The 21518-nt window shown below is 55.4% G+C and carries 15 protein-coding genes; 11 read left to right on the plus strand and 4 right to left on the minus strand.

Annotation, left to right across the window (positions count from 1 at the left end; genetic code table 11):
- Positions 1-17: 17 nt before the first annotated feature.
- Genes EV678_RS11430 through dcm form a run of 4 tightly spaced genes read right to left on the minus strand, consistent with a single transcriptional unit; the run spans position 18 to position 6160 of the window.
- A complete protein-coding gene (locus EV678_RS11430; protein ID WP_130459614.1) occupies positions 18-977 on the minus strand; it encodes a PD-(D/E)XK motif protein in 960 nt (319 codons plus the stop codon).
- Entirely contained in the window at positions 977-3244 is a 2268-nt protein-coding gene (locus EV678_RS11435) for a Z1 domain-containing protein (protein WP_130459615.1), read from the minus strand. The genes EV678_RS11430 and EV678_RS11435 overlap by 1 nt, the downstream gene beginning before the upstream one ends.
- Positions 3186-4826: an ATP-binding protein gene (locus tag EV678_RS11440; RefSeq protein WP_130459616.1), complete on the minus strand. Its 1641-nt coding sequence runs from the start codon at positions 4824-4826 to the stop codon at positions 3186-3188. The genes EV678_RS11435 and EV678_RS11440 overlap by 59 nt, the downstream gene beginning before the upstream one ends.
- Positions 4826-6160, minus strand: a complete 1335-nt coding sequence (dcm, locus tag EV678_RS11445; protein WP_235832456.1) for a DNA (cytosine-5-)-methyltransferase — start codon at positions 6158-6160, stop codon at positions 4826-4828. Before dcm ends, EV678_RS11440 begins: the two co-directional genes overlap by 1 nt.
- Before the next feature lie 521 nt (positions 6161-6681).
- Between dcm and EV678_RS11450 the strand changes: the two genes are divergently transcribed.
- The 11 genes from EV678_RS11450 (at position 6682) to EV678_RS11500 (ending at position 21479) form a co-directional block, all read left to right on the plus strand.
- Positions 6682-7128, plus strand: a complete 447-nt coding sequence (locus EV678_RS11450) for an HAD domain-containing protein (protein WP_130459617.1) — start codon at positions 6682-6684, stop codon at positions 7126-7128.
- Between the two features lie 222 nt (positions 7129-7350).
- Complete coding sequence (locus tag EV678_RS11455) at positions 7351-7734, plus strand: helix-turn-helix domain-containing protein (protein WP_130459618.1); 384 nt, start codon at positions 7351-7353, stop codon at positions 7732-7734.
- Between the two features lie 157 nt (positions 7735-7891).
- Entirely contained in the window at positions 7892-8635 is a 744-nt protein-coding gene (locus tag EV678_RS11460) for a TnsA endonuclease N-terminal domain-containing protein (RefSeq protein ID WP_130459619.1), read from the plus strand.
- Positions 8636-8786: 151 nt separating this feature from the next.
- Positions 8787-10571, plus strand: a complete 1785-nt coding sequence (locus EV678_RS11465) for a DDE-type integrase/transposase/recombinase (protein ID WP_165397507.1) — start codon at positions 8787-8789, stop codon at positions 10569-10571.
- A gap of 19 nt (positions 10572-10590) precedes the next feature.
- Complete coding sequence (locus EV678_RS11470; protein WP_165397508.1) at positions 10591-11610, plus strand: TniB family NTP-binding protein; 1020 nt, start codon at positions 10591-10593, stop codon at positions 11608-11610.
- Position 11611: 1 nt separating this feature from the next.
- Positions 11612-13522 carry a TniQ family protein gene (locus tag EV678_RS11475; protein WP_130459622.1) on the plus strand — a complete coding sequence of 637 codons (1911 nt, stop codon included), beginning with the start codon at positions 11612-11614 and terminating at the stop codon, positions 13520-13522.
- Between the two features lie 746 nt (positions 13523-14268).
- Entirely contained in the window at positions 14269-15195 is a 927-nt protein-coding gene (locus EV678_RS11480; protein WP_130459623.1) for an NAD-dependent epimerase/dehydratase family protein, read from the plus strand.
- A complete protein-coding gene (locus tag EV678_RS11485; protein WP_130459624.1) occupies positions 15192-17543 on the plus strand; it encodes a glycosyltransferase in 2352 nt (783 codons plus the stop codon). Before EV678_RS11480 ends, EV678_RS11485 begins: the two co-directional genes overlap by 4 nt.
- On the plus strand, positions 17540-19210 hold the full coding sequence (locus EV678_RS11490; protein ID WP_130459625.1) for a methyltransferase: 1671 nt from the start codon (positions 17540-17542) through the stop codon (positions 19208-19210). Before EV678_RS11485 ends, EV678_RS11490 begins: the two co-directional genes overlap by 4 nt.
- Entirely contained in the window at positions 19207-19905 is a 699-nt protein-coding gene (locus tag EV678_RS11495; protein ID WP_130459626.1) for a histidine phosphatase family protein, read from the plus strand. Before EV678_RS11490 ends, EV678_RS11495 begins: the two co-directional genes overlap by 4 nt.
- A gap of 449 nt (positions 19906-20354) precedes the next feature.
- Positions 20355-21479, plus strand: coding sequence for an acyltransferase family protein (locus EV678_RS11500; protein ID WP_130459627.1), 1125 nt, complete (start codon positions 20355-20357; stop codon positions 21477-21479).
- Positions 21480-21518: the final 39 nt, after the last annotated feature.

Below are 21518 nucleotides of genomic sequence, written 5' to 3' on the forward strand. Positions count from 1 at the left end.
TTGAGATCACATATTTGCTACCAACTATGTCGTAGAGTACGAAGTGCTGGTTTGGCAACAGAAGATACGACATTTGTTAGGTCGACTCGGAATCGGACATTCGTGATTCTGGCGTCTTTCGGGCGATCCGGAGCAGGGATGTCGGGCATGTTGAAGATGGCAACGTTACGCTCAGCAAAACTGAAGTCAAAGCGGCGGTCTAGCTTCTCACTGAAATCGCTCCCAAGTGCCGCAGTAATGTTGGCCCAAAGACGTTGCCGCAATTCAGTATCACCATGAAGCGCTTCATCTATCCGGGCCGCTAAGTCCATCACCCCAATTCCATTAGTTAGTGGCTGAAGGAGTACTGACACAATCAGTCCCCGACCGTTAGGGGACTCTAGTTGCTCAAGTGCAAACTCGTGGGCTCTGGTAGCACCTTGTGTGGCCTTTACCTCCAGAACCCCATCAGGTGAGGAAAAGTCGTAGCGTTCGAATACATCTGCGTGCCACGCTCTTACCGCAGCTGGTACATCATCTGCCTGCACGATAACGAAGAGTTCAGCCCAGAGACCGGCAATCTCTCGGCCACCAGGGGCGCTCATCGCTCGGAATAGATTCAATAATGATCGCACACAGACTTCAATATCCTGTGTTGCAGCCTTGTCTGGCAGTTGTTGAACTGCAGCTCCCACACATCGAATAAAGAGTTCATAGAGTTCAGGGGCTGACGGGTTACAAGCGACAATAGCGAACTGCCCGTCTACGATTCCTTCTACAGACTGGACTCGACAGGTGGCGTGGAATTGCACGCTCAAGTGCTTGAGAATGGTGCCGGGAGTGTATTTAGCTGCACTCGAGTCGCTAAGAAGGAATATGGGAGAACCATCCGCGTTCTTAGCCAAGAAATCGTTACGCCGACCACTAACAAGGACTGCTGCAAACTCGACTGGAGAGGACGCTCGAGCTAAGCCTTCAAACTTAGAGTAGAGATTCATCAATCGCGATTCTCGACAAAAAGGTCCTTCTTTAACTTCTTTGGTACGTAGAGGGCATACCAAGTGACATCGTGGATGTCAGCTTTAGATTCGTCGCGCTGATGGTGTCCAAGGTTAAAGCGGCGTAACTGTAGTGATATCCGATCGGGCGTAAAAAAGCTTCTGTCGTTGATAGCGTTTGCGCTTTGGCTGAAGTACTGATTTATTGGCGCAAATTTGTTGCTCGCAGGTAGAGTTGATGTCCCTACACGACTGCGATAACCAGGTTTGAGTTGATTCATAACGAACACATCGACTTTCAGCGATGGATCTTTGGCAAGCAAGGCACTCAATGCGACAAGCATCGCACTGTGTTCTTCCGCATCCTTAGGGTCTTTGACTTCGAGGTTCAAAAGGAAATCTTCCAAGACCGTTGTTAACGGTACATCTAAGATGACGTCATTGGATGATTTCCCCTTCGTCGGTGCTAATCGTGGGATAGTCGCTGCATTGTCCCGGGAAAAATCCTTACTCCACTTCTTGTCGACTTTGTCGAGTAGGAGCCTATTCTCGGCAACTGCAACATCGTCACGTTGAAGAACATTTGGAACAATCCAGTCTTCAACGAGGACACGGCGAATACCTAGGCCTACCACGTTTGGTCGCGTAGGTTTGAGTAGCTGCGTAAGAATGAAATCTCGACGCCAATCGCGGAGCGGCTTACCCCGGTTTTGCACGAGAGCTTCCCGGACGAAGTCCTCGTGTTCAACGTATTCAGTAAATGCGTCCTTAACACTAGGCTGGATGAATACTCGGCATAGGCCTAGGTACGCTTTCTTATAGCCAAAGAATCGTGCTCGCTGCTGAAGCGTGTCCGCTGCAGCAGACGTACCCAGTGGGCGAGGCATATAGGTTACGCAAAGCCCCTCTACGGTGTACCCGCGGTCAAGCTTGGCACCACCAACCAGGATCCAGTATTTAGTTGCTTTCCAGCTAACTTTCTTCTCTGCATCAGGTGTTCCATTGACCTCAACGCAATTGAGATCATCCAAAACTTCATCAGCCAGTGCTGCAATCAACTCGGAAAGTGGCTTCAGTTCTGAGTAAGTCTTGGCAAGGGCATCATATTCCGTTTGGAAAATGGCAGAGAGGGATCCCGGCTTGGAAACACTATCGGCCTCAATACGTCGCTTAAGTGCTGAAAATGCCTTTTCAACCCAATCTCTGTAAATTTTATGCTGAGTAGTAGCCACAGCAGGGTGAACCATCATTGATCGATTGCGATCCTTAGAGGTAAGCCCTTTTTTGCGGGTTAGTGAGTGCTGAGCAGCCACCAGGAGAAAGTAGCGAAGCGCCTTAAGTAAACTCTTTGGGGGGCTCTTAAGGGGATGCTGAGGGGTAGGCACATCCCCAGGTGGGATGTCTTCTACTAGGCCTACGGCGCTTTTGAAGAACGCGTGTCCTCCTGTGTAAGCATCCCCGGGGGTTACGAGCTCAGAAAAAGAGGGATTCAGAAGGTCTGTTTGTGCAAGCAGCAAATTTGCCTGTGGTGTTGCTGTGTACTGAAGGTAGGAGTGATGTGGCAGTACATCGCGCAATCCGAGGATCTTTTCGTATGTAGTACTCATCGCATTAGCGGGAGCACGCAGTTTACGAATGCGGCTAGCCTGAGTGTTCAGGCTGGCTTGATCGCTCTCATCATCAATGATGAGAGCGGGCACCCCGTTAAGCTTAACTGCCTGTAATACTGCTGTCAGCTTCTCAATATGGCCACCGTGTTTTAACACAGTAATCAGAAGTGACTTTTTTGAGGATTTCTTACGCCATGCGTCAATTTTGCTCTCAATTTGGGAGCGCTGCGCTTTTGTGGGATTTGATAGGTGATACCAATGGTCTCCCCCCTCATCGATACCTAAATCCTTCTTAAGTCGATCTTCCGACTGATCCCGAAGATTGTTCTTCGTTCCTGCAAGGACAATTACGACGCCATAGCCATTGTCTCGAGCTAAAGCAATGACTGTCTCGAACGACATGGTCTTTCCACTTTGGACGTAACCAACTACCAGTCCTGTTTCCCGGCCCGCTGGTTCCGATGGAGGAAGGCATCGGCCTAAGATACGTAGTGCTTCCTGAAGAACAGAGTTCGGACCGTTTCGAAGGTCTTCAATCGAAGGACCATTAGGATCCTGCGACTTACTTTCGAGGAACTCGGTTGTGAAGTCCTTCGGCTCAGGAATCCAGCGCAAAGGAGGCTTGACGGTCTTGAGTATCTTGATAGTGGTTGCCATGTATTCGCAGGGAAGCGCCTGACATAGCGCCTCTCAACAGGTAGTTGAAATGGAATAGGACACTTTCGGGTGGATCACCCGACATATCTTCAGACAGAACAAGGGCAATACTCAGTGCTGCTGCAATACGTAAGAAAACCTCAACATTCTCGTTATTGGCCCCCAAAAATTCGGCAGAAAATGGGTGTGCCAAAGAGAGTTCGATACCAAGTCGACGGGTCCTATACTCATCGCCAGCTTTAGCATCTTCTCTAGCAACTGAGACCCAGTCTTCACGTGCTGGGTCGATAGAGGTTCTGAGCGTGACTATCCATTTGTACCCCCCGTCGTCCAGTGTAACTGTGCGTTCAGAGGCTTTTAGGTCTGTCACCAGCAATGCGGGTGGCAGCGCCTCTGGAGCTGCCGGATTTTGCCGTGCATCTACCAGTAGTGGTGCAACGTCTTCCTCTAGATATTTGGCCACTGTGTCAGTGGCTGCAGTCGCTCGAGCTCCAATAGTCTTCCGGGAAGGAAGTGCCCGATAGTTTTCGGCCTGTGCAATTAGGTTCAGCGGTTCGGCTTCGAGTGCTGCCTTAAGATATTCGAGGAAGATATCTTCATACTCCTCCCAGCGAAAACCATCTTTAGTGTGGCTGACCTCGAATCCTTCAACATGTAGTTCTCCAAACAGCCGTTGATACTGATAGCTATTTGTTTGCTTAAAGATAAAGCTAGGGCGATACGTTTCATCGTGACTGCCTTCGATGAGGCGATCACGTCGGAATAAGGCAAAGCCAGCGTATGGGGTTGATCCAACTTCTCTTAAGGCTGCAAAACCAGTAACCCGTTGCCCCTTTCCAAAATCCAAGTCTATGGGCTTGGTCCATTCAATTGCATCTGAATTAGGAGTTGGCGATCCTGGAGCTGAGTATGGGACGGCCTTAAGGACTGGGGCCGTGACGTACGACAGAGCCTCACCGTTAAAGGTGAGCATGAGCCTGCCATCGCGTAGAAAAATCCGATAGATGCTAGCCAGATGTTCCTTTATCTTTCCAATAGTTCGCCCTTGCGGAACATGATGTAGGCCACGTAATGTCACCACCGTATAGGGCGTCGGTGATGGCTCATCGCGAACGGTCGTGTCCAGACACTCAATACGATTATCGATTATGTGTCGTATATCAAACGAAATTGTCCGTTCTACTGGTTCGCCCAGTGCTTTTGTGCGCACGCTCCAGGTCTGAGCAAACCAACATGCCGCACTTTTCATTCCCATGCCGAATTCGGACAAGCCACTCCGGTCCGCAGGAACCTGAGCCGCTCGAAAAGCACGAGGGAAGTCTGCCGTTGATATACCCGCAGCATTGTCAGTTACGACAATGAAGCCTGGACCAGCCGTGTCTAAGCGAACATCTACCTTTAGTTTGTAATCTGGGCCGTTCAGTGCAATGAGTTTTTCCAGGTTACTCACATAGCTTTGCACTGCGTTATCGATGAATTCAGCGATGGCAAACCAAGGCTTGTAGTTCAAGTGCCGAAGCACCGACAGCATCGTGACCTCCGGCCGTATTTCGATAGGTCCAAGGTCTTGTGCAGTCGACATCAGGCAACCTCAAGTTCTTTACGTTTTACGGCCGTATCGGAGTGCGTGCGTAGTAGCGCTTCAGCGACCATCTTGACGACATTCGAGTTCACGGCGTTACCAAGGGCTGCAAAAGCCTTTGAAGGACTATTAGGCAGTTTTGCTAGCCCATCCAGACTCTGCAGCCGTGCACATTCATTGGGTGTCATATATCGCTTCTGCCACCCAATGATAGGAACCTGGGTATCCGTCATCGCAATCAAGCTTGGGGCTGTCGAACGGCGTTTAACGCGGACACCTGATGCTCTGAACTGGATAACGTAATCCCAGATGTTGTGCTTGCCCCCCTGGATATTCCATTCGAATTTTTGAAGGCTGGACGGGAACTTCAAAATCTTAGGGAGCCAAGGATCAATCCAAGCTTTGTTAGCTTCATAGAACTGTCGATTCTTGCGAATGAAGTCCTGTTTCCACTTCGGGAACTTATCTTGAGGAGTTCGCGCATGACTTGGTAAGGCTGCCCACCGCTCTTCCAGAGTCTTCAGATGCCCAATCTTTTCACCGTGGCTACCCTTGAAGCCCTTTAAGCCATCGAGGCCATACAGCTGCTTCAGTTTGTGCGGGGTTGTATTTTCATAAGGGTACGTTGCCCCCCATTCCATTGACCATAATGGAAATGACGGCAATTTGACGTGAGATGGCACTGCCTTTAAGAAATCATCCCAGATCTCAAGGCATTCTTGAACCTGCGGTGATAGCTTTTTTGAATCAGCCGGGTTGTCATCCAGTACAGAGTCGATATTGGTCTCGGCATCACTCGTTTTAGGCCATTCGAATCCATCGAGCGGTAGGAGAGAGCCCACGATATACACCCGCTCCCGGATTTGTGGGATACCAAAATTATGGGGAGAAAACCGCTCAGCTCGAATGTCATATCCCAATTCTGAGCGCAACGTTCTCTGAATTTCTGCCCAAGTGCGTCCGTTGTCATGCTTAAGCAGATTGGGGACGTTTTCGAGAATAAAGTAAGATGGCTTCTTTTTCTTCAAAATGACGGCGACATTGAAAAAGAGGTTGCCTTGCTCTGTACACTCGAAGCCTAGTTGGTCACCTGCTTTGGAAAATGGCTGGCATGGGAAACCTGCAGTCAACACATCATGGTCTGGTATGTCGGCAGGCGAAACAAGGGTGATATCTCCTGCCGGTCGGAGACCGAAGTTCTCTGCGTAGAGTTCTCGGAGATGCTCCTTCCACTCCGCAGCAAAAACACATTTTCCACCAAGCTGCTCGAGTGCGAGGTGGAAGCCGCCAAGACCCGCAAACAGGTCAATGAAAAGGAAAGGGGGCATCTTCATTGCGTCTTATGGTGGTTCTTCGTAAGGTCAGTGCTCTTAAGGTTGTGAGCCACTGAATATCCGCAGCGATGCATCGAACACCAATTCGATATTGGCCCACTGTTTTTCTATACAGCACTCAACTCTTGCCGTCAACATGGCTGTTAGATACCCTGAGTGCCAAATTATTACGATGGAATTGTAGCTGTCAAATTCCTCTGTGTCAGCAAGCCAGTAGGTGAGCTACTCAACCGGAATTCGTGGACCAATTTGCATGCCTGTACGTTACGTCCAACTAGGATTTAGGCTCTCCGAAAGTGACAGTCAGTCATTCAACGTGATTTTCATCCAACTCCTGGATCAACAACCCGGGCTGATCCTCATACCCAAAGAACAAGGGCACTCCCTCTTCTATAAATAGCGCTGTACCGCCGTGGACATGGCATAGGTGCTTAGGTCAGTAGTAATTCGGCGCTATGCTTAAACAAGTGTGGTCTCTGTTAATACCTGCAGCCCAGCCAGCTTCACATTGAGTTAGGACCATGATTCTCTTCCTAGATATTGACGGCGTCCTACATCCGGTTTTTCCCCGGGAAGACCTGCCGGATGAGGAAAACCAACTCCTCTCCTATCTACCCCGATTGGAGTCAGTCCTACGCGAATACTCATTCCTCCAGATCGTAGTGGCCAGTGACTGGCGTCGCCGGATAGCTTTTGACGAGCTGAGAAATATCTTTACCGAAGATCTTCGGAACAGACTGATTGGGATTACACCAACCCTAGAAAAGATGGGAGATGGTTGGATTGGTCATCGCCAACGAGAAGCACTGCAATACCTAGAGACACAAAATCTAGCCGATGAGATGTGGATTGCTCTCGATGATGATCCAGACAACTGGCTACCTGATGCACCATTAGTGCTCTGTAATGATGGATTTCGAACTACAGAGGAAGCGATATTGAGAAATCTGCTAAATAAATTTCGTTAATTATTCGCACGTTTACACAGCACACTGGCAATAGAAACCACCCTTATTTTGGTGAGTTTCTACCTACTTAGATCCATTCGAATTTTCATAGATAGAAAAACAATTCCGTTTTTCTATTCAGCGGTAAGAATTTCCCAAAATTCACAAAATCCGCTCTGTCATCGTCGGACTCAATATCGTTACAACTTCATGATTTTATTTATAAAATCATGCTGACACGCTATGAGTCCATTCTCCGTCTATCTCAAATGCCTACGCCTTGGGCGCGGCTACAAACAAAAAGCACTGGCCCTCCAACTTGGATACGAGCCAAGCTATATCTCTGCCCTGGAGAGGGGAGATAAGGGTCCTCCAAAACAGGACTTCATCAACCGCCTTATCCGGGGCCTTCTGCTAACTGAAGAAGAGCAGGCCGCCCTGGCCCAAGCACTCAGACTTTCCCGACGCCACTTCTCACTCCCATCCTGGGCCAGTGAGCGTGAATACACCCTGCTCCACCAACTGGAGCCCCAACTGGGCCATCTCAGCCCTCTTCAAATCCAGCTCATAGAACTGGCGCTGCATATTCCTGCAGGCCAGGACCAGCACGTCCAGTCCTCTGTGTAGCCAGAAGACATCCAACCAACCAGGAGGAACCCACCATGTAAAAAGGGCAAGCACAAAGGCTTGCCCCGAGAGAGATAGCAAAAAACAGGTACCGGCATCGACAGCCAAAGTATCGTCTTCTCCCCTCGGGCACGTCAAGCCTTATCCCATTGATTCCATGAGACAACAGTCAGTTTCCTACTGGCTGCGGGTTTTCTTTTGTCTCAATTTTCAAGACATGCGGCTGGCGCAGGGATTTCTTACGCCCGCCGCCAGGAGAAAAACGATGCTCGCTAGAAAAGTTGTAACCCGCCGCGGCAGGCACTTCCGCGGCTATTTCCCTTCCCGCAAGCTCCGTCGGATGGTGGCTTGTGAGTCCCTTCTGGAAAGGGACGCCGCTCTGCTTTTAGAGGTCTCCCCGGGAGTCGTTTCCTTCCAGGAGCAACCAGCCGTTATCCAGTATTTCGACGGCCAATCGCTCTGTGACTATTACCCAGATTTCGAGGTCGTCCTGGCAGACGGCTCGGTGTTTCACCTAGAGGTTAAGACCACCGCCAAGCTCAAGAGCCGCAAGGTGGCCACCAAGTTCGCTGCCATCGCTACCCACTATCAGGAAAGGGGACTGGGTTTCCGGATCGTGACGGAGCAGGAACTGCAGCGCGAGCCCCTCCTGAGCAATGCCCAGGAGGTTGACTATCTAATGGGCAAAACCAGTCGCCCCCTTCCATCCTTCCACGAACTTCGTTCTGATCTGGGCGCCGACACCATCACCTTCACCAAGGCTGAAAGTACCCTGGGACGGGACACAGTCCTACACCTCATCGCCCACGGATTGCTGGGCTGTGATCTGACCCAGCCGCTGACGGGCAATACCCTGCTGACCATCCAGGACGGAGGACGTGATGATACGGTTTTCCTCTAAGGTTGGCCTGCGCTTCCGGGACGAGAAAATGGGCTGGGAGCTATCCCGACGGTTGGTCACCGGCAAGATTCAGTTCCAGTCCGATACCGGGGAACTGATTAACCTTTCTGACCAAGAGATTCGGGCCCGTTGGTTGTCGCAGGAATGGATCGTGGATGAATCCTCCCTGGGCTCCCTCGCCAATGCCCTCTACCTGGCCGTTCCTCGGGACCTAGGCACCTACCCCGAAAACCAGCAACGGGAAGCCCGGCGGCGCAAGTCCTATCTGGACGCCATCGATCCCGAGCACACTCCCTACAACCAGGAACACTGGCGCCCCATCATTGCCCAGGTCGCGGAACGGCTGGACGACCGCTACCCCCCTTGCCCCTCTACGGTCCAGACCTGGTGGCGCCGCTACCGTCAGGCTAAGAGCCTCATTTACCTGATCCCACGCAACAAGCCGATGAACAGCCCTCACCTCAAAACGGCCTATCAGGTGTTTGAGGACGTCATTTCTGCTGTTTATCTGACTAACCAGAAATTACCGAAACAGGCTGTCTTCGATGAACTTCGTCGAAATGTGGGCCTGGTCAATCAAGGGCTTCCTCAGAACGACCAGATCAAGTGCCCCTGCCGGGCCACCGTCTACCGGTGGCTGGCTGCCCTGCAGCAAGACCTGGTGGATGCCTCCCGGGAAGGTGCTGAAGCAGCCCGCATGAAGTACCGGGCCGCCATCGGTAGCGTAAAGGTGGGTAATGTCCTGGAGCGCATCGAGATTGATCACACCCCTCTGGACCTGATCGTCATCGATAGCCTGACCAAGCTGCCCCTGGGACGTCCCTGGCTGACCATGGCCATCGACAGCCATTCCCGCATGGTGGTGGGGTTTTACATCAGCTTCAACGCTCCCTCGGGCCATGGTGTCCTGCAGTGCCTGCGCCGGGCCATCCTGCCCAAGGATGAATGGCTCGCCCGCTTCCGGGACATCCAGGGCCAGTGGCCGGCCTACGGCATCCCTGTCCTCATTGCCGTGGATAACGGTACGGATCTCCACTCTGACGCCCTGGAAGCGGCCTGTCTGGAAATGGGGATTCAGATCCTCTTCTGCGGCTCCAAGACCCCTCAGCACAAGGGCGCCATCGAGCGGTTCTTTCGCACCATGAACATGGGTCTCATCCATCGCTTGCCGGGGACGGTGTTCTCCAATGTGGATGAGCGGGGGGACTACCCGGCAGAAGAGAAGGCTGTGATTGATATGGAGGGCTTGGTTCATCTGATCACCAAGTGGGTAGTTGAGGTGTACAACGTCACGCCCCACCGTGGCATCAATGCCCGCCCTATCGACCGGTGGTATGAATCGGCAGAGAGAAGGATCATCGAATTGCCGGCCTATCCCCAGCAACTGGAGATCATCGCCGGCATCCCAGCCAGGCGGACCCTGTTTCACTACGGCATCGAGCTGGACGGCCTGCAGTACAACTCCGAACTGCTGCAGACCATCCGGCGCCGCGCCGGCGCCAATGTCCCGGTCTCCCTCAAGTACTACGAGGACACGGTGGCTCACATCCACGTCTTCGATACCAACCTGCAGGAGTACCTCAAGGTACCGGCCAAACTGGCGGAGTACGCAGAAAACCTGCCCCGGGATATCCACCGGTTGGTTCGGGAGAACGCCCGCAAGCGCTTTGGGGACAACTGCGCCAATCCCCAGTTGCTCCAGGCCCGGGCTGAGATTGAGGCGATCATCCAGGAGGCCATCAAGGCCAAGAAGATGGGATACCGCAAGGCAGGGGCGGGTTACCTCATGCACGACAGCGAAGCCGTGCTCAATGGGAAGGATCCGCTGGCAGAAGCCCGCAAGCCCCTGAAGCCGGTCAAGGAGGTCGTACCCCTGGCATTACCCTCCGGTCTGGATGACGACCTGCCGGACTTTACTGCTGGCGAGGGGGTGTGACATGGAACCCTTAGCGGTAATGACCCAGTTCGCCCCGGCAGCAGTTCCGTTCCAGGCCCCGGGCCTGGGCTTCAAGCTGGTCATGGACCCTATCCCCCACCAACGCTACCGGGAGTCCATGTACGGCATCGCCGAGTTGCATCTGCGGCGCCGGAACCATGGAACCGGCGGTGGCCTACTCCTGACCGGACCTTCCGGCGCCGGCAAGAGCACCATGGTGCGAGCCTATGGAGAACGCTTTCCGAGGCAGCATCTGGCCGAACGGACGGTGGTACCGGTGCTGATGGTGACGGTCCCCGCCTCTCCCACGGCACGCAGCCTGGCCGGAGCCATCCTGGAAGCCCTGGGTCAGAAGAAGGCCCACCGGGGTACCGCCCCGGAAAAAACCTCCTGGATCTACGAACTCTTCGTGAAGTGCGGGGTGGAGATGGTGATCCTGGATGAGTTCCAGCACCTCTTCTACGCCCCCAGCCTGAATGCCTTCCGGGATATCACCGACTGGCTGAAGAACTTCCTGGAGGACACCAAGGTAGGCATGGTGGCCTGCGGGCTGCCGGCGGCCGAGCTGGTGGTGAACAGCAACGAGCAGCTGGCCCGGCGGTTCTCGGAGCGGATACGCATTACCCCCTTCTCCCTGGAGGTAGCGGAGGATTTCCAGGAGTTCCGGGGCATCCTGAAGACCATGGAGATGCACCTGCCCCTCCAGGTCGAAGTCCCGCTCCATGAAGCCAACCTGGCCCGCCGTTTCCATGTGGGCAGCTACGGGCTCCTGGACTATGTCGTCAAAATCATCGAGGGGGCCGTCTCCGCCGCCACGGCTGCCGGTCTGGACACCCTAGACCTGCCTGCACTGGCTGCTGGTTTTCGCAACCGGGTATGGCGGGATGTTCCGGATCGGCTCAATCCCTTCCATCCGGAGTCGCCCCTGCGTCCCCTGGACCGGCCAGGGGAGGTGTTTTACCTCCATACCCGGCAGGATCCCGTGGGCTCTCCCGTGGCACGGAAGCTGGGCATGAATCTGACCCGGGGAGGGAAGTGAGATGAACGATCAGCACTTCCCTCCGTCTTCGGCACCGGATCTCCTGCTCCGTCCCCACCCCAGCCGACATGAAGGTCCTCGTGGTTATCTGCTGCGGCTGGCCGAGGCCAACTGCATGACGCTCAACGATCTCGGCCAGGCAGGGATTCATTTCGATCCAGATTGTCTGTCACGCCATCAGCTACTCCCTGATCCTGCCCTGGATCCGCACCTCCATGCCCATGTGGCCCGGGTCGCCCTGCTGGCCGAATCGAAAGGCCGGGTCTGGAACATGCACCATGCGAGGTTCTGCCCGCAGTGCCTGGCAGAAGACCCGACCTGGCAGGCCTCCTGGGAGATCTACTTCCTGGATGTCTGCCCCAAGCATGGGGTCTGGATGGTGGACCAGTGCGGCTCCTGCGGCCAGCCCCTGAAGTGGAAGCGGGACTCCCTGCTGCGTTGCCAGTGTGGATCCGACCTGCGGGAGGAGACTTCCGGCCCCGCCCCAGACAACCTCCGGCGCCTGGCGGCCATCCTGGAAGACAAGCTGCTGCACTGGCCCGAGGGAGAGGCGCCAGCTCCCCTCTCCCACCTGGATGCAGACCAAACCCAGCGACTGATCCGCTTCCTGGGGACCCATATGGATCCCATGGCCAATCCCCGGCCCCTGAAGCTGCGCAACTCGGGGCGTCTGGAAGGTTCCTGGCCGGTATCAACCCTGGCGGCGGAGATCATTTTTCGGTGGCCGGAAGGGTTTCATCAGGCCCTCAACCAGCTTCAGGCCAACTCCTCCGGAGAAAAGAAGGGACTCCGGGATACCTTCCAGCACGCCTATACCTACCTCTACAAGGGTTTCAAGGAGGCAGGGTTCAGCGATGTCCGTAAGGCCTTTGAAGAATGGATCACCGTTCATTGGAAAGGCGGGGTTGCCGGTAGGAATCGGCGCCTGCCCGAGATGATCCAGAAGAACGCCCAGTGGATCCCTGGTACCGTTGCCGCCCATGAACTGGGGATCAGCCTCAAGCAGCTGCGGCGCCTGATCACCGAAGGCAACGTCGAGTGGGAAGAATTCCTGAGTACCGCCGGCCGCAAGTTCCTCATGGTCCGCCGGGACCAGCTGGTGCAAATCCAGGAGCAGCTGAGCGGGGAGATCACCATGGAAAAGGCCATGGAGATGCTGGGGCTCGGCAAAGTCCGGATGCAGCGGCTCCTGACCCTTCTCTTCCCCAGCGCCCGCCGCATCTGGGACAAGGAACATCTGCCCTGGCGGATCCCTCGTGGCGAGGTAGAGGCCCTGCTGGAGGTCGTCACCGATCTACCGGTGCTGACCATTGCCGAGGAACACCAGGTGTCCCTGGGTTACGTCCTCAAGTTCTGGCATTGGACGGGGGATGAGATCCTGGCCCTGGTGGAAGCGGTAAAGGCGGGGACGCTGAAACCCCAGGCTTTCCAGGATGGGGCTCGTGGCATCACTCGTTGGATTTTCGATATTGCGCAGCTTAGGGCTCTGCAGCAGCGCCTGAACAGCGGCCGTTCCAACTGGGTCAGCATTCCGGAAATGGCCAGGATCCTGGGGGTGAAGCAGCAGGTCGCCTACTGGCTTACCCACCATGGATTCGTACATGCAGAAAGGTTGGGATGCCTTAAGAACCTGGGGTCCCGGGTAAGCCGGGAAGAACTGGAGCGATTCCAGCAGAACCATGTGCTGGGAAAAGAGATCGCGGAGATTCTGGGGTGCTCATCGAAGAAGATGAGCCTGATGCTGGCCGAGCAGGGGATTTACCCGTTGCGTGGTGAGGGACCGACCCCCTGCCGCATGCTGATCTATACTCGAGACAGCGAAGTTCAACGGTTCCTGGTTCAGGTCACGGGGTCTGACCCGAGGGAATTCCGGTTGGTAGGATTCCTGGGGTCTGCGGTGAACATTCAGTAGGATTATCGCGTCCATTGAGACGAAATTTCTGGCTCGTCTCATTTTCGGTCTGCAACCTATTGATTCCGCAAGCTGAGTATCTAGTAGGAAATGAGAACCTACAGATGTTGTCGGATTTGATTGAGGTCTAGATTTATTTGGACCTCATTAAATGAAAATGCCACTCCATGTGAGTGGCATTTTTTTGTCCGTTAATCGGCGCAAAACAGGCGCTCAGCTATTGTCGCCAATAGTCTGGTTTTCGTTACTGGGCGGACAGCGAAGTGTCGACAATAAGTTGAGCCGAATCAAAAATTTGCATAGCATTTAAGAAGCATTGATACCTCTCTTTGTGTCTTGGATCGGGTCCTGGACAACGACTTCGTCGGTGGGTACGTACCTCTGCGGAAACGACCCGAAAGCCAGTTCAGACTCCACGCTTAGCTTTGCTCCAAGCGCTTCCCCAACCCGAGGGGAGTGGTGGCGGTCCGTTCCGGCTTAACCTGAAGGAGTAAACCTATGAGTCATTCCCCGTCAAAAGCCGACATCGATCGTCGGTCTATGCAACTCAATCAGACCTCACCCCAGTACTACCGGGATCGGGCTTACTCTCCTCAAGATGCAACTAGGTTGGCAACACTGACGCAGCAGCGACTTCAGATCGAAGCCCCCCATCTGAAGCAAATACAGAAGCGCGAAAGCGACTGATCGTTGCACTTGCCGGAAATCTCCTAGCGGGAGTTCCGGCTCTCGTCTTGGGAAAAATCATGACAAAGACAGTACTGGTCACCGGCTCACGCGGCCTGGTGGGGCGGCGGCTTTGCGCGTCGCTCAGAAATGACGGTTTTTCGGTAAAGGAACTGGATCTGCTTGGGCAAGGAGCGAGTCACGGTGATGTGACCCGCCTGGCCAACATTGACGCAGCTATTCAGGGCTGTGCCGGCGTTGTTCACCTGGCGGCCGTTTCAAGGGTTGTCTGGGGGCAACGAGACCCTAAACTGTGTTGGCGTACGAACGTCACTGGCCTTCAAAACCTCGTTCATGCGGCATTAGCCCAGAGTTCCAGACCGTGGATTCTGTTTTCGAGCAGCCGAGAGGTATACGGGCAGGTTCCGTCCCTTCCGGTTGCTGAGACGACTGCATTGAATCCGCTCAACGTCTATGCGCGTTCCAAGGCTGAAGGGGAGCGTCTTGTTCTCGAAGCACGTAGCCTTGGTCTGCAGACTGCTGTCGTGCGACTTTCGAATGTGTATGGCTGCACGAAGGATCACGGAGATCGAGTCATTCCAGCGTTTTGTAGAGCCGCTGTCGAAGGCTTGCCTCTGCGCGTTGAAGGCAGCAATCACACCTTCGACTTTACGCACGTCAATGATGTCGTTCGAGGTCTTCGTGCCTTGATCGGACTGCTGGAGTCCGGCGAGCAGTCATTGCCCCCAGTGCATCTGGTATCAGGGCACCCAACCTCTTTAGGCGAGCTAGCCGCGATTTGTTGTCGGCTGGCGAAGAGCGATGCAGCCATCGCTGAGGCTGCGCCGAGGTCTTACGACGTTGCGCGGTTCTATGGAGACCCGGCGGGAGCGCGCGAACTACTCGGTTGGGAATCTGCAATTTCTTTGGAAGCGGGCCTGATGCGTCTCATTCAAGACTTCAGGCACGAACTTGCATTGCACAGCGCAGCGGAGGCATCTGTATGAAAATTCTGAAGGTGATTCACGGTTATCCGATGCGCTACAACGCCGGCTCCGAAGTCTATAGCCAGACTTTGTGTCAGGGGCTGGCTGATCGACATGAGGTCCATGTCTTTACCCGCGAAGAGGATTCCTTCGCGCCGGACTACCGCCTTCGCAAAGAGGGAGATCCTGATGACGCAAGGATCACCTTGCATCTGGTGAATAACCCGAGACTCAAAGACAGATACCGGGCAGAAGGGGTCGATCAGCGTTTCGCCGAGGTACTGACCGAGGTACAGCCAGATGTTGTGCATGTCGGGCACCTAAATCATCTCTCGACATCACTGATCAAGGAGGCGGCCAATCGCGGGATACCGATTGTCTACACGCTTCACGACTATTGGGTCATGTGTCCGCGCGGCCAGTTCATGCAAACCCTCCCCGAAGATCCTGACAATCTTTGGGCGGCATGTGATGGGCAGGAAGATCGCAAGTGTGCCGAGCGTTGTTATGCGCGTTACTTCAGCGGTGCCGCCGATGAATATGAAGCGGATGTGACTTACTGGCAAGACTGGGTGAAGCGCCGCATGGCACACATGCGTGAGATGGCCGAACTGGTGGATGTGTTCATTGCCCCGGCGCGTTACCTTTTGGAGCGCTATCACCATGACTTCGGCCTGCCCGAGCGCAAACTTATCTATCTGGACTACGGTTTCGACAGAAGGCGTTCCGCCAACCGCATCAGGGTTCAGGAACCGGAATTCACGTTTGGGTACATTGGCACCCACATACCGGCCAAGGGAATTCATGACCTGATCCGTGCCTTTGGGCAGCTCACCGGCAAAGCCCGGCTCAGGATCTGGGGGCGCCCGCGTGGTCAGGAAACGGCCGCGCTGAAAGACATCGCCGCAAGCCTGCCAGCCGAGATCGCAAACAAGATCGAGTGGATGCCTGAATACAGGAATCAGGATATCGTTCGCGATGTTTTTGATCGCGTGGATGCGATTGTTGTGCCATCGGTATGGGTGGAGAACTCGCCGCTGGTCATCCATGAGGCTCAGCAGGCTCGCGTACCGGTGATCACCGCCAATACCGGCGGGATGGCCGAGTATGTCCACCACGAGGTTAATGGGCTCTTGTTCGAGCATCGCTCATTCGCTGCACTGGCGGAGCAGATGCAGCGTTTTGTCGATGCTCCTGAACTGGCGGCAAAACTCGGGAGTCGTGGCTATGTTTTCAGCCAGGATGGTGACATTCCCGATATCGATACCCACGTGCAGGATATCGAAGCCTTGTATCACCGAGTCCTTCGTCGGCGAGACAGAACCAAGCTTTCGCATGCGCAAGCACCCTGGCGCATTACCTTTGATACCAACCCGGATACCTGCAACCTCAAGTGCGTGATGTGCGAAGAGCATTCGCCGCACAGCAAGTTGCAACCTCTGCGCAAGCTCGATGGGCGCCGTCATCGTCGCATGCCATTCGAGATGCTGAAGCGTGTCGTCGAGGAAATGGCTGGTAAAGGGCTGAGTGAAATCATCCCTTCAACCATGGGTGAGCCTTTGCTCTATGAGCATTTCGAGGACATCCTGGCTTTGTGTGCGAAGCACGACGTCAAACTGAATCTGACGACCAACGGGACCTTCCCTAAGTACGGGGTTGGCGACTGGGCCGCACGCATTGTGCCGGTCACCTCCGATGTGAAGATCTCCTGGAACGCCGCCTGCAAGACCACTCATGAATCGATCATGTTGGGCTCGAAATGGGAAGAATCGCTGCACAACTTGCGTGAGTTCATTGCAGTGCGTGATGCGCATGCAGCGAATGGCGGCAACCGTTGCCGCGTGACGCTCCAGCTGACCTTTCTAGAATCCAACATCGATGAGTTGGCCGATATCGTGCGACTCGGTATCGAACTCGGCGTGGATCGGATAAAGGGCCACCATCTCTGGGCGCATTTTCCTGAAATCGAAGCCTTGTCGATGCGCCGCAATGCTGACGCGATCCGGCGCTGGAATGTCGCCGTCGAGCAGGCTCGAAAGATCGCGCTGGACCAGTCCCTCGCGAATGGGCGCGCGATTCTGCTGGAGAACATCTTTCCGCTAGACGAAGGATCGAACCAGGAACTCGCGCCTGATGGCCTGTGCCCATTCCTGGGGCAAGAGGCATGGATCAGTGCTCAAGGGCGATTCAATCCATGCTGTGCGCCGGACGCACAGCGCAGGACTTTGGGAGAGTTCGGCAAACTGCTCGACACATCCTTGCTCGATATCTGGCAGGGCGACGCTTACCGCGCGCTGGTTGCCAGTTATAGAAATCGATCTTTGTGTGCCTCCTGCAATATGAGAAAGCCCGCCGGGGAGGCTCTATGAACTGGCGTGATCTGAACGTGTCTGCATGCGGGAAGTACCATGAGCGCGATGGTCAGCCCGCGTATTCCGGACGTTTCGACGAAGTGCTCAAGTTCCATGTTCCAGGCCTCGCGCCTGTAAAGTGCGGCGATGAGGCCTGGCATGTTGGACCGGATGGCAATGCAGCGTATTCCCGCCGTTTCATTCGCACGTTTGGTTTCTATGAAGGTTTCGCTACGGTACAGGCCCAGGATGGCTGGCACCACATTCATCCAGACGGAAGCGATGCCTATCCTGAGCGGTATGACTGGTGCGGAAACTTTCAGGGCGAACGCTGTACGGTGCGATTGCAAGATGGTCGCTATCGACATGTGCGTTCGGATGGCTCATTCGCGTATCCGGAAACGTGGCGCTATGTCGGAGACTACAAGGACGGATTCTGTGTCATCCAGAATGACGCAGGTCTATGCACGCATCTGGATCTGAACGGTAAGCCGTTGCATGGCAACTGGTTCACTGATCTAGACGTTTTTCACAAAGGATTCGCACGCGCGCGTGATGGCGACGGCTGGATGCACGTTGATCTACGTGGAGCGCCTGCCTATGCACAACGATTTGCGGCGGTTGAACCGTTCTACAACGGTCAGGCAAGAGTGGAGCGATTTGATGGCGGCCTAGAGGTCATCAACGAGCTAGGGCAACACCTAGTCGAACTTCGTCCTGCCAGACAGTCTGAATTTGCGGCGCTTTCAGGCGATATGGTTGGTTACTGGCGCACTGAAACGATAGCGGCAGCGGTACGTCTGGGCGTAATCGAGGCCTTGCCTTGCACACCTGGCGCACTAGCCGAAAAGTGCGGGCTCTCCAGCGATGGAGCCATGCGACTGCTGCGGGCCCTGGGAGAACTCAGACTTGTTGAACGTAATGCTGAAAACTGGAGATTGAGCGTTCGTGGTGACTTCCTGCTGGAGGGCCATCCATTGACTCTGGCGGACGCGGCTCTCGAATACTCAGGAGCTCTTGGCGACTTGTGGTCGTCCTTGTCAGAGGCGCTTAAGGCGCATGGAGATTGGCGCGCACCGGATATTTTTGGAGAGGTCGCCAGAGATCCTGCACGTCTGCAGGAGCATCACCGAATGTTGCGCAGTTATGCACGCCATGATTACGCATTGATTCCGGATGCACTCCGCTTGCAAGGCCATGAGCGTGTGGTGGATGCTGGTGGTGGGTTCGGAACGCTTGCGATGAACATCCTGAGTACGTATCCCGATGCTCGCATGACCGTGCTCGATAAGCCTGAAGTGGTTGAGCAGGCCCGCAACAGCCTTGGTGTGGTGCCAGGCTTGAACTGGTTGCCTGGTGATCTCTTTGAGCCCTGGAGTATCCGGGCTGATGTTGTAATTCTGGCCAGAGTGCTGCATGACTGGGATGACGGTGACGCATTCAAGATCCTGGCTCAGGCTCGCGCTGTCCTCTCGCCGGGAGGGCAACTTTTCATCATCGAAATGCTGATGGAAAAGCACGGTGTATCGGGCGCTTTGTGTGACTTGCATTTGCTGATGGCTACTGGAGGACGGGAGCGCTCGAAGAAGGCCTTTGAACGGTTGCTCGCTGAAGCAGGGTTCAGTCTGATTGATGTTCGTCAAGTAGCGGCGCTTCCTGCAGTGTTGTGTGCGGAGGCGATATGACTAAGGCGCACGGTTGGGAAATCCCCGCGTCACTCCTGAGTAATCTTGAGCAGAGCCCTGTCGATCAGCCTGTCGCCTTGCTCCTGAGGCACTCCGTGCGAGACGAACTTCCTCCGGGTGAAGCCGGTAATCAAGTGCCGATAACCGACGCGGGCAAGGACATTGCGCTCAAACTGGGCCAGAAGCTTGGTGCTCGCCTGAGATCACTGCATAGCAGCCCGTTGCCCCGCTGCATTCAAACGGCCGAAGCCTTGCGGTTCGGTTCGGGTGTTGATGCCCGTATTGCCAAGAGCCGGCTACTGGGTGACCCCGGTGTGTATGTGCTGGATGGCAGTTTGGCGTGGAGAAACTGGGAGACGCTTGGACATGAAGAGGTCATGCGGCATCTTGTTGCAGGCAAAGATGCTTTGCCAGGGATGGCACAGCCTGATGAAGCGGCCCGGTTTCTGGTGCAGAGCATGTTGTCGTCGGCTGATGGCGAACTAGGCATCCATGTTTTTGTGACACATGACGTATTGGTGACAACGACGGTCGCGAGGCTACAGGGGGTTCAACATGAGCCCGCAGACTGGCCGCTGTTCCTCGAAGGAGCTCTGTTCTGGCGTAGCAAACTCGGCGTACATGTTGTGTATCGAGACAGCGCCCACTTGGTTGCGCCTTCTATCCTTGTGCCATCTAGCGAGCTACATCGCTAAATCACACACCGGCCTTCGTAGACTTACCCGAGGGCTGCTTTACTCTCGATAGCGACCGATGCCGCGAGGTCCATCGAACGTTTGCAATGGCCAAAAAGCAGTCATTCAGTCGTCAATAGAGTTTCGTTCAAATATAAGCAGTTCACGCAAAAGCACCCAATACTAGAATCAGCAAATAAGCACCCTGCCCGTCAATCCCCGTACGCCGTTCCCTGCTTTCCCCAGGCTGTTACTTTCCCTAGACTCTACCCATCTTTAAGTCTCTCCTCCTCTTCCAGGTCGAGGGCTTGAAAGTCACAAAAGGGAACCGATATTCCCACCCCGAAAGGCTGCCGCCCTGGCGGTCTTTTCCGGCGTTTTAGCGCGTCAGCGCTGCTTCGGCTCAACCCGCCCCGCTTTTTCAATACTTCTGCCGGCAATGCCGCTGCGGCGCTGCACGGCCGGCCATCATGCCCATGCAATCAGTGATCGAGGGTGGAAGTACGGCGAGCCCGGCTTCCGACAAGCGTTATTTCATTACCGGCCTGCGGGCCGTGGCAGCGGTGATCATCGCCTGGCATCACTTCGCCCTGTATCCGCCGCTGAAGGAATGGGCCGCGCCCCTGCTGGGCCACCTGCTGGACTGGCTGGCGGATCACGCCCGGGCCACCCAGGTGTTCTTCGTCGTGGGGGGCTATGTGATGGCCCTCAGCATGAGCGGGCGCGACTGGCGCCTGCCTGCCCTGGGGCGCTACGTGGTGCAGCGTTATTGCCGCCTGGGGCTGCCTTACCTGGCGGCCATGATCCTGGTGTGCCTGGCCTACGCCTATGGGCGGGAATGGCTGCCGGAGGAAATCACCGGGTCCCCCGTGAGCCTGCCCCAGGTGCTGGCCCACCTCTTCTTCCTCCAGGGCTTGCTGGGCTATGAGCAGCTGTCGGCGGGCTTCTGGTTCGTCTGCATCAACTTTCAGCTGGCCCTGGTGTACGCCGGCAGCCTGTGGCTGCGCGACAGTCTGGGCCGGGGCCGTATCAACATGCCCCTGCTGCTGGGCTGGCCGGCGGCGGCCTTTGCCCTCTTCCACTTCAATCTGGATGGGGCCCTGGACGGCTGGTGGCTGTATTTCTTCCCCTACTTCTTCATGGGCATCGTCATTCACCATGCCGTGCGCCAGGCCCGTTCGCCCCTGCAGTTCTGGCTCTACGCCCTGCTGTTGCTGGCGGCCATGGGTTTTGAATGGCGCTGGCGCCTGCTCAGCGCCCTGCTGGTGGGCCTGCTGCTATGGCACGCGGAATGGCGCGGCTGGGGCTCCCGCTGGCCGCAGCACAAGGCGATGCTGGAGCTGGGACGGATTTCCTACAGCCTGTTCCTGGTGCATTTCCCGGTGCTGGTGTTTGTCGGCGCCCTGTGGACCCGGCTGGAACTCTATTCGCCGGAGCAGGCGGCCCTGGGCCTGTTGCTGTCCTTTGTCTGCAGTGTGCTGCTGGCGCAGCTGTTCCACCGCTGGGTCGAACAGCCGGCGGCGGCCCTGGGGCGCCGCCTGACCCAGGGTTCCACTTCTCCGGCCGGCTACGTGCCGGCTTGGAAGGGGGCCTGATCGGTGGCGGTTCAGACTTGGGCGGGTTGCTTGCCGATC

Source organism: Azospira oryzae (assembly GCF_004217225.1).
GTDB lineage: Bacteria > Pseudomonadota > Gammaproteobacteria > Burkholderiales > Rhodocyclaceae > Azospira > Azospira oryzae.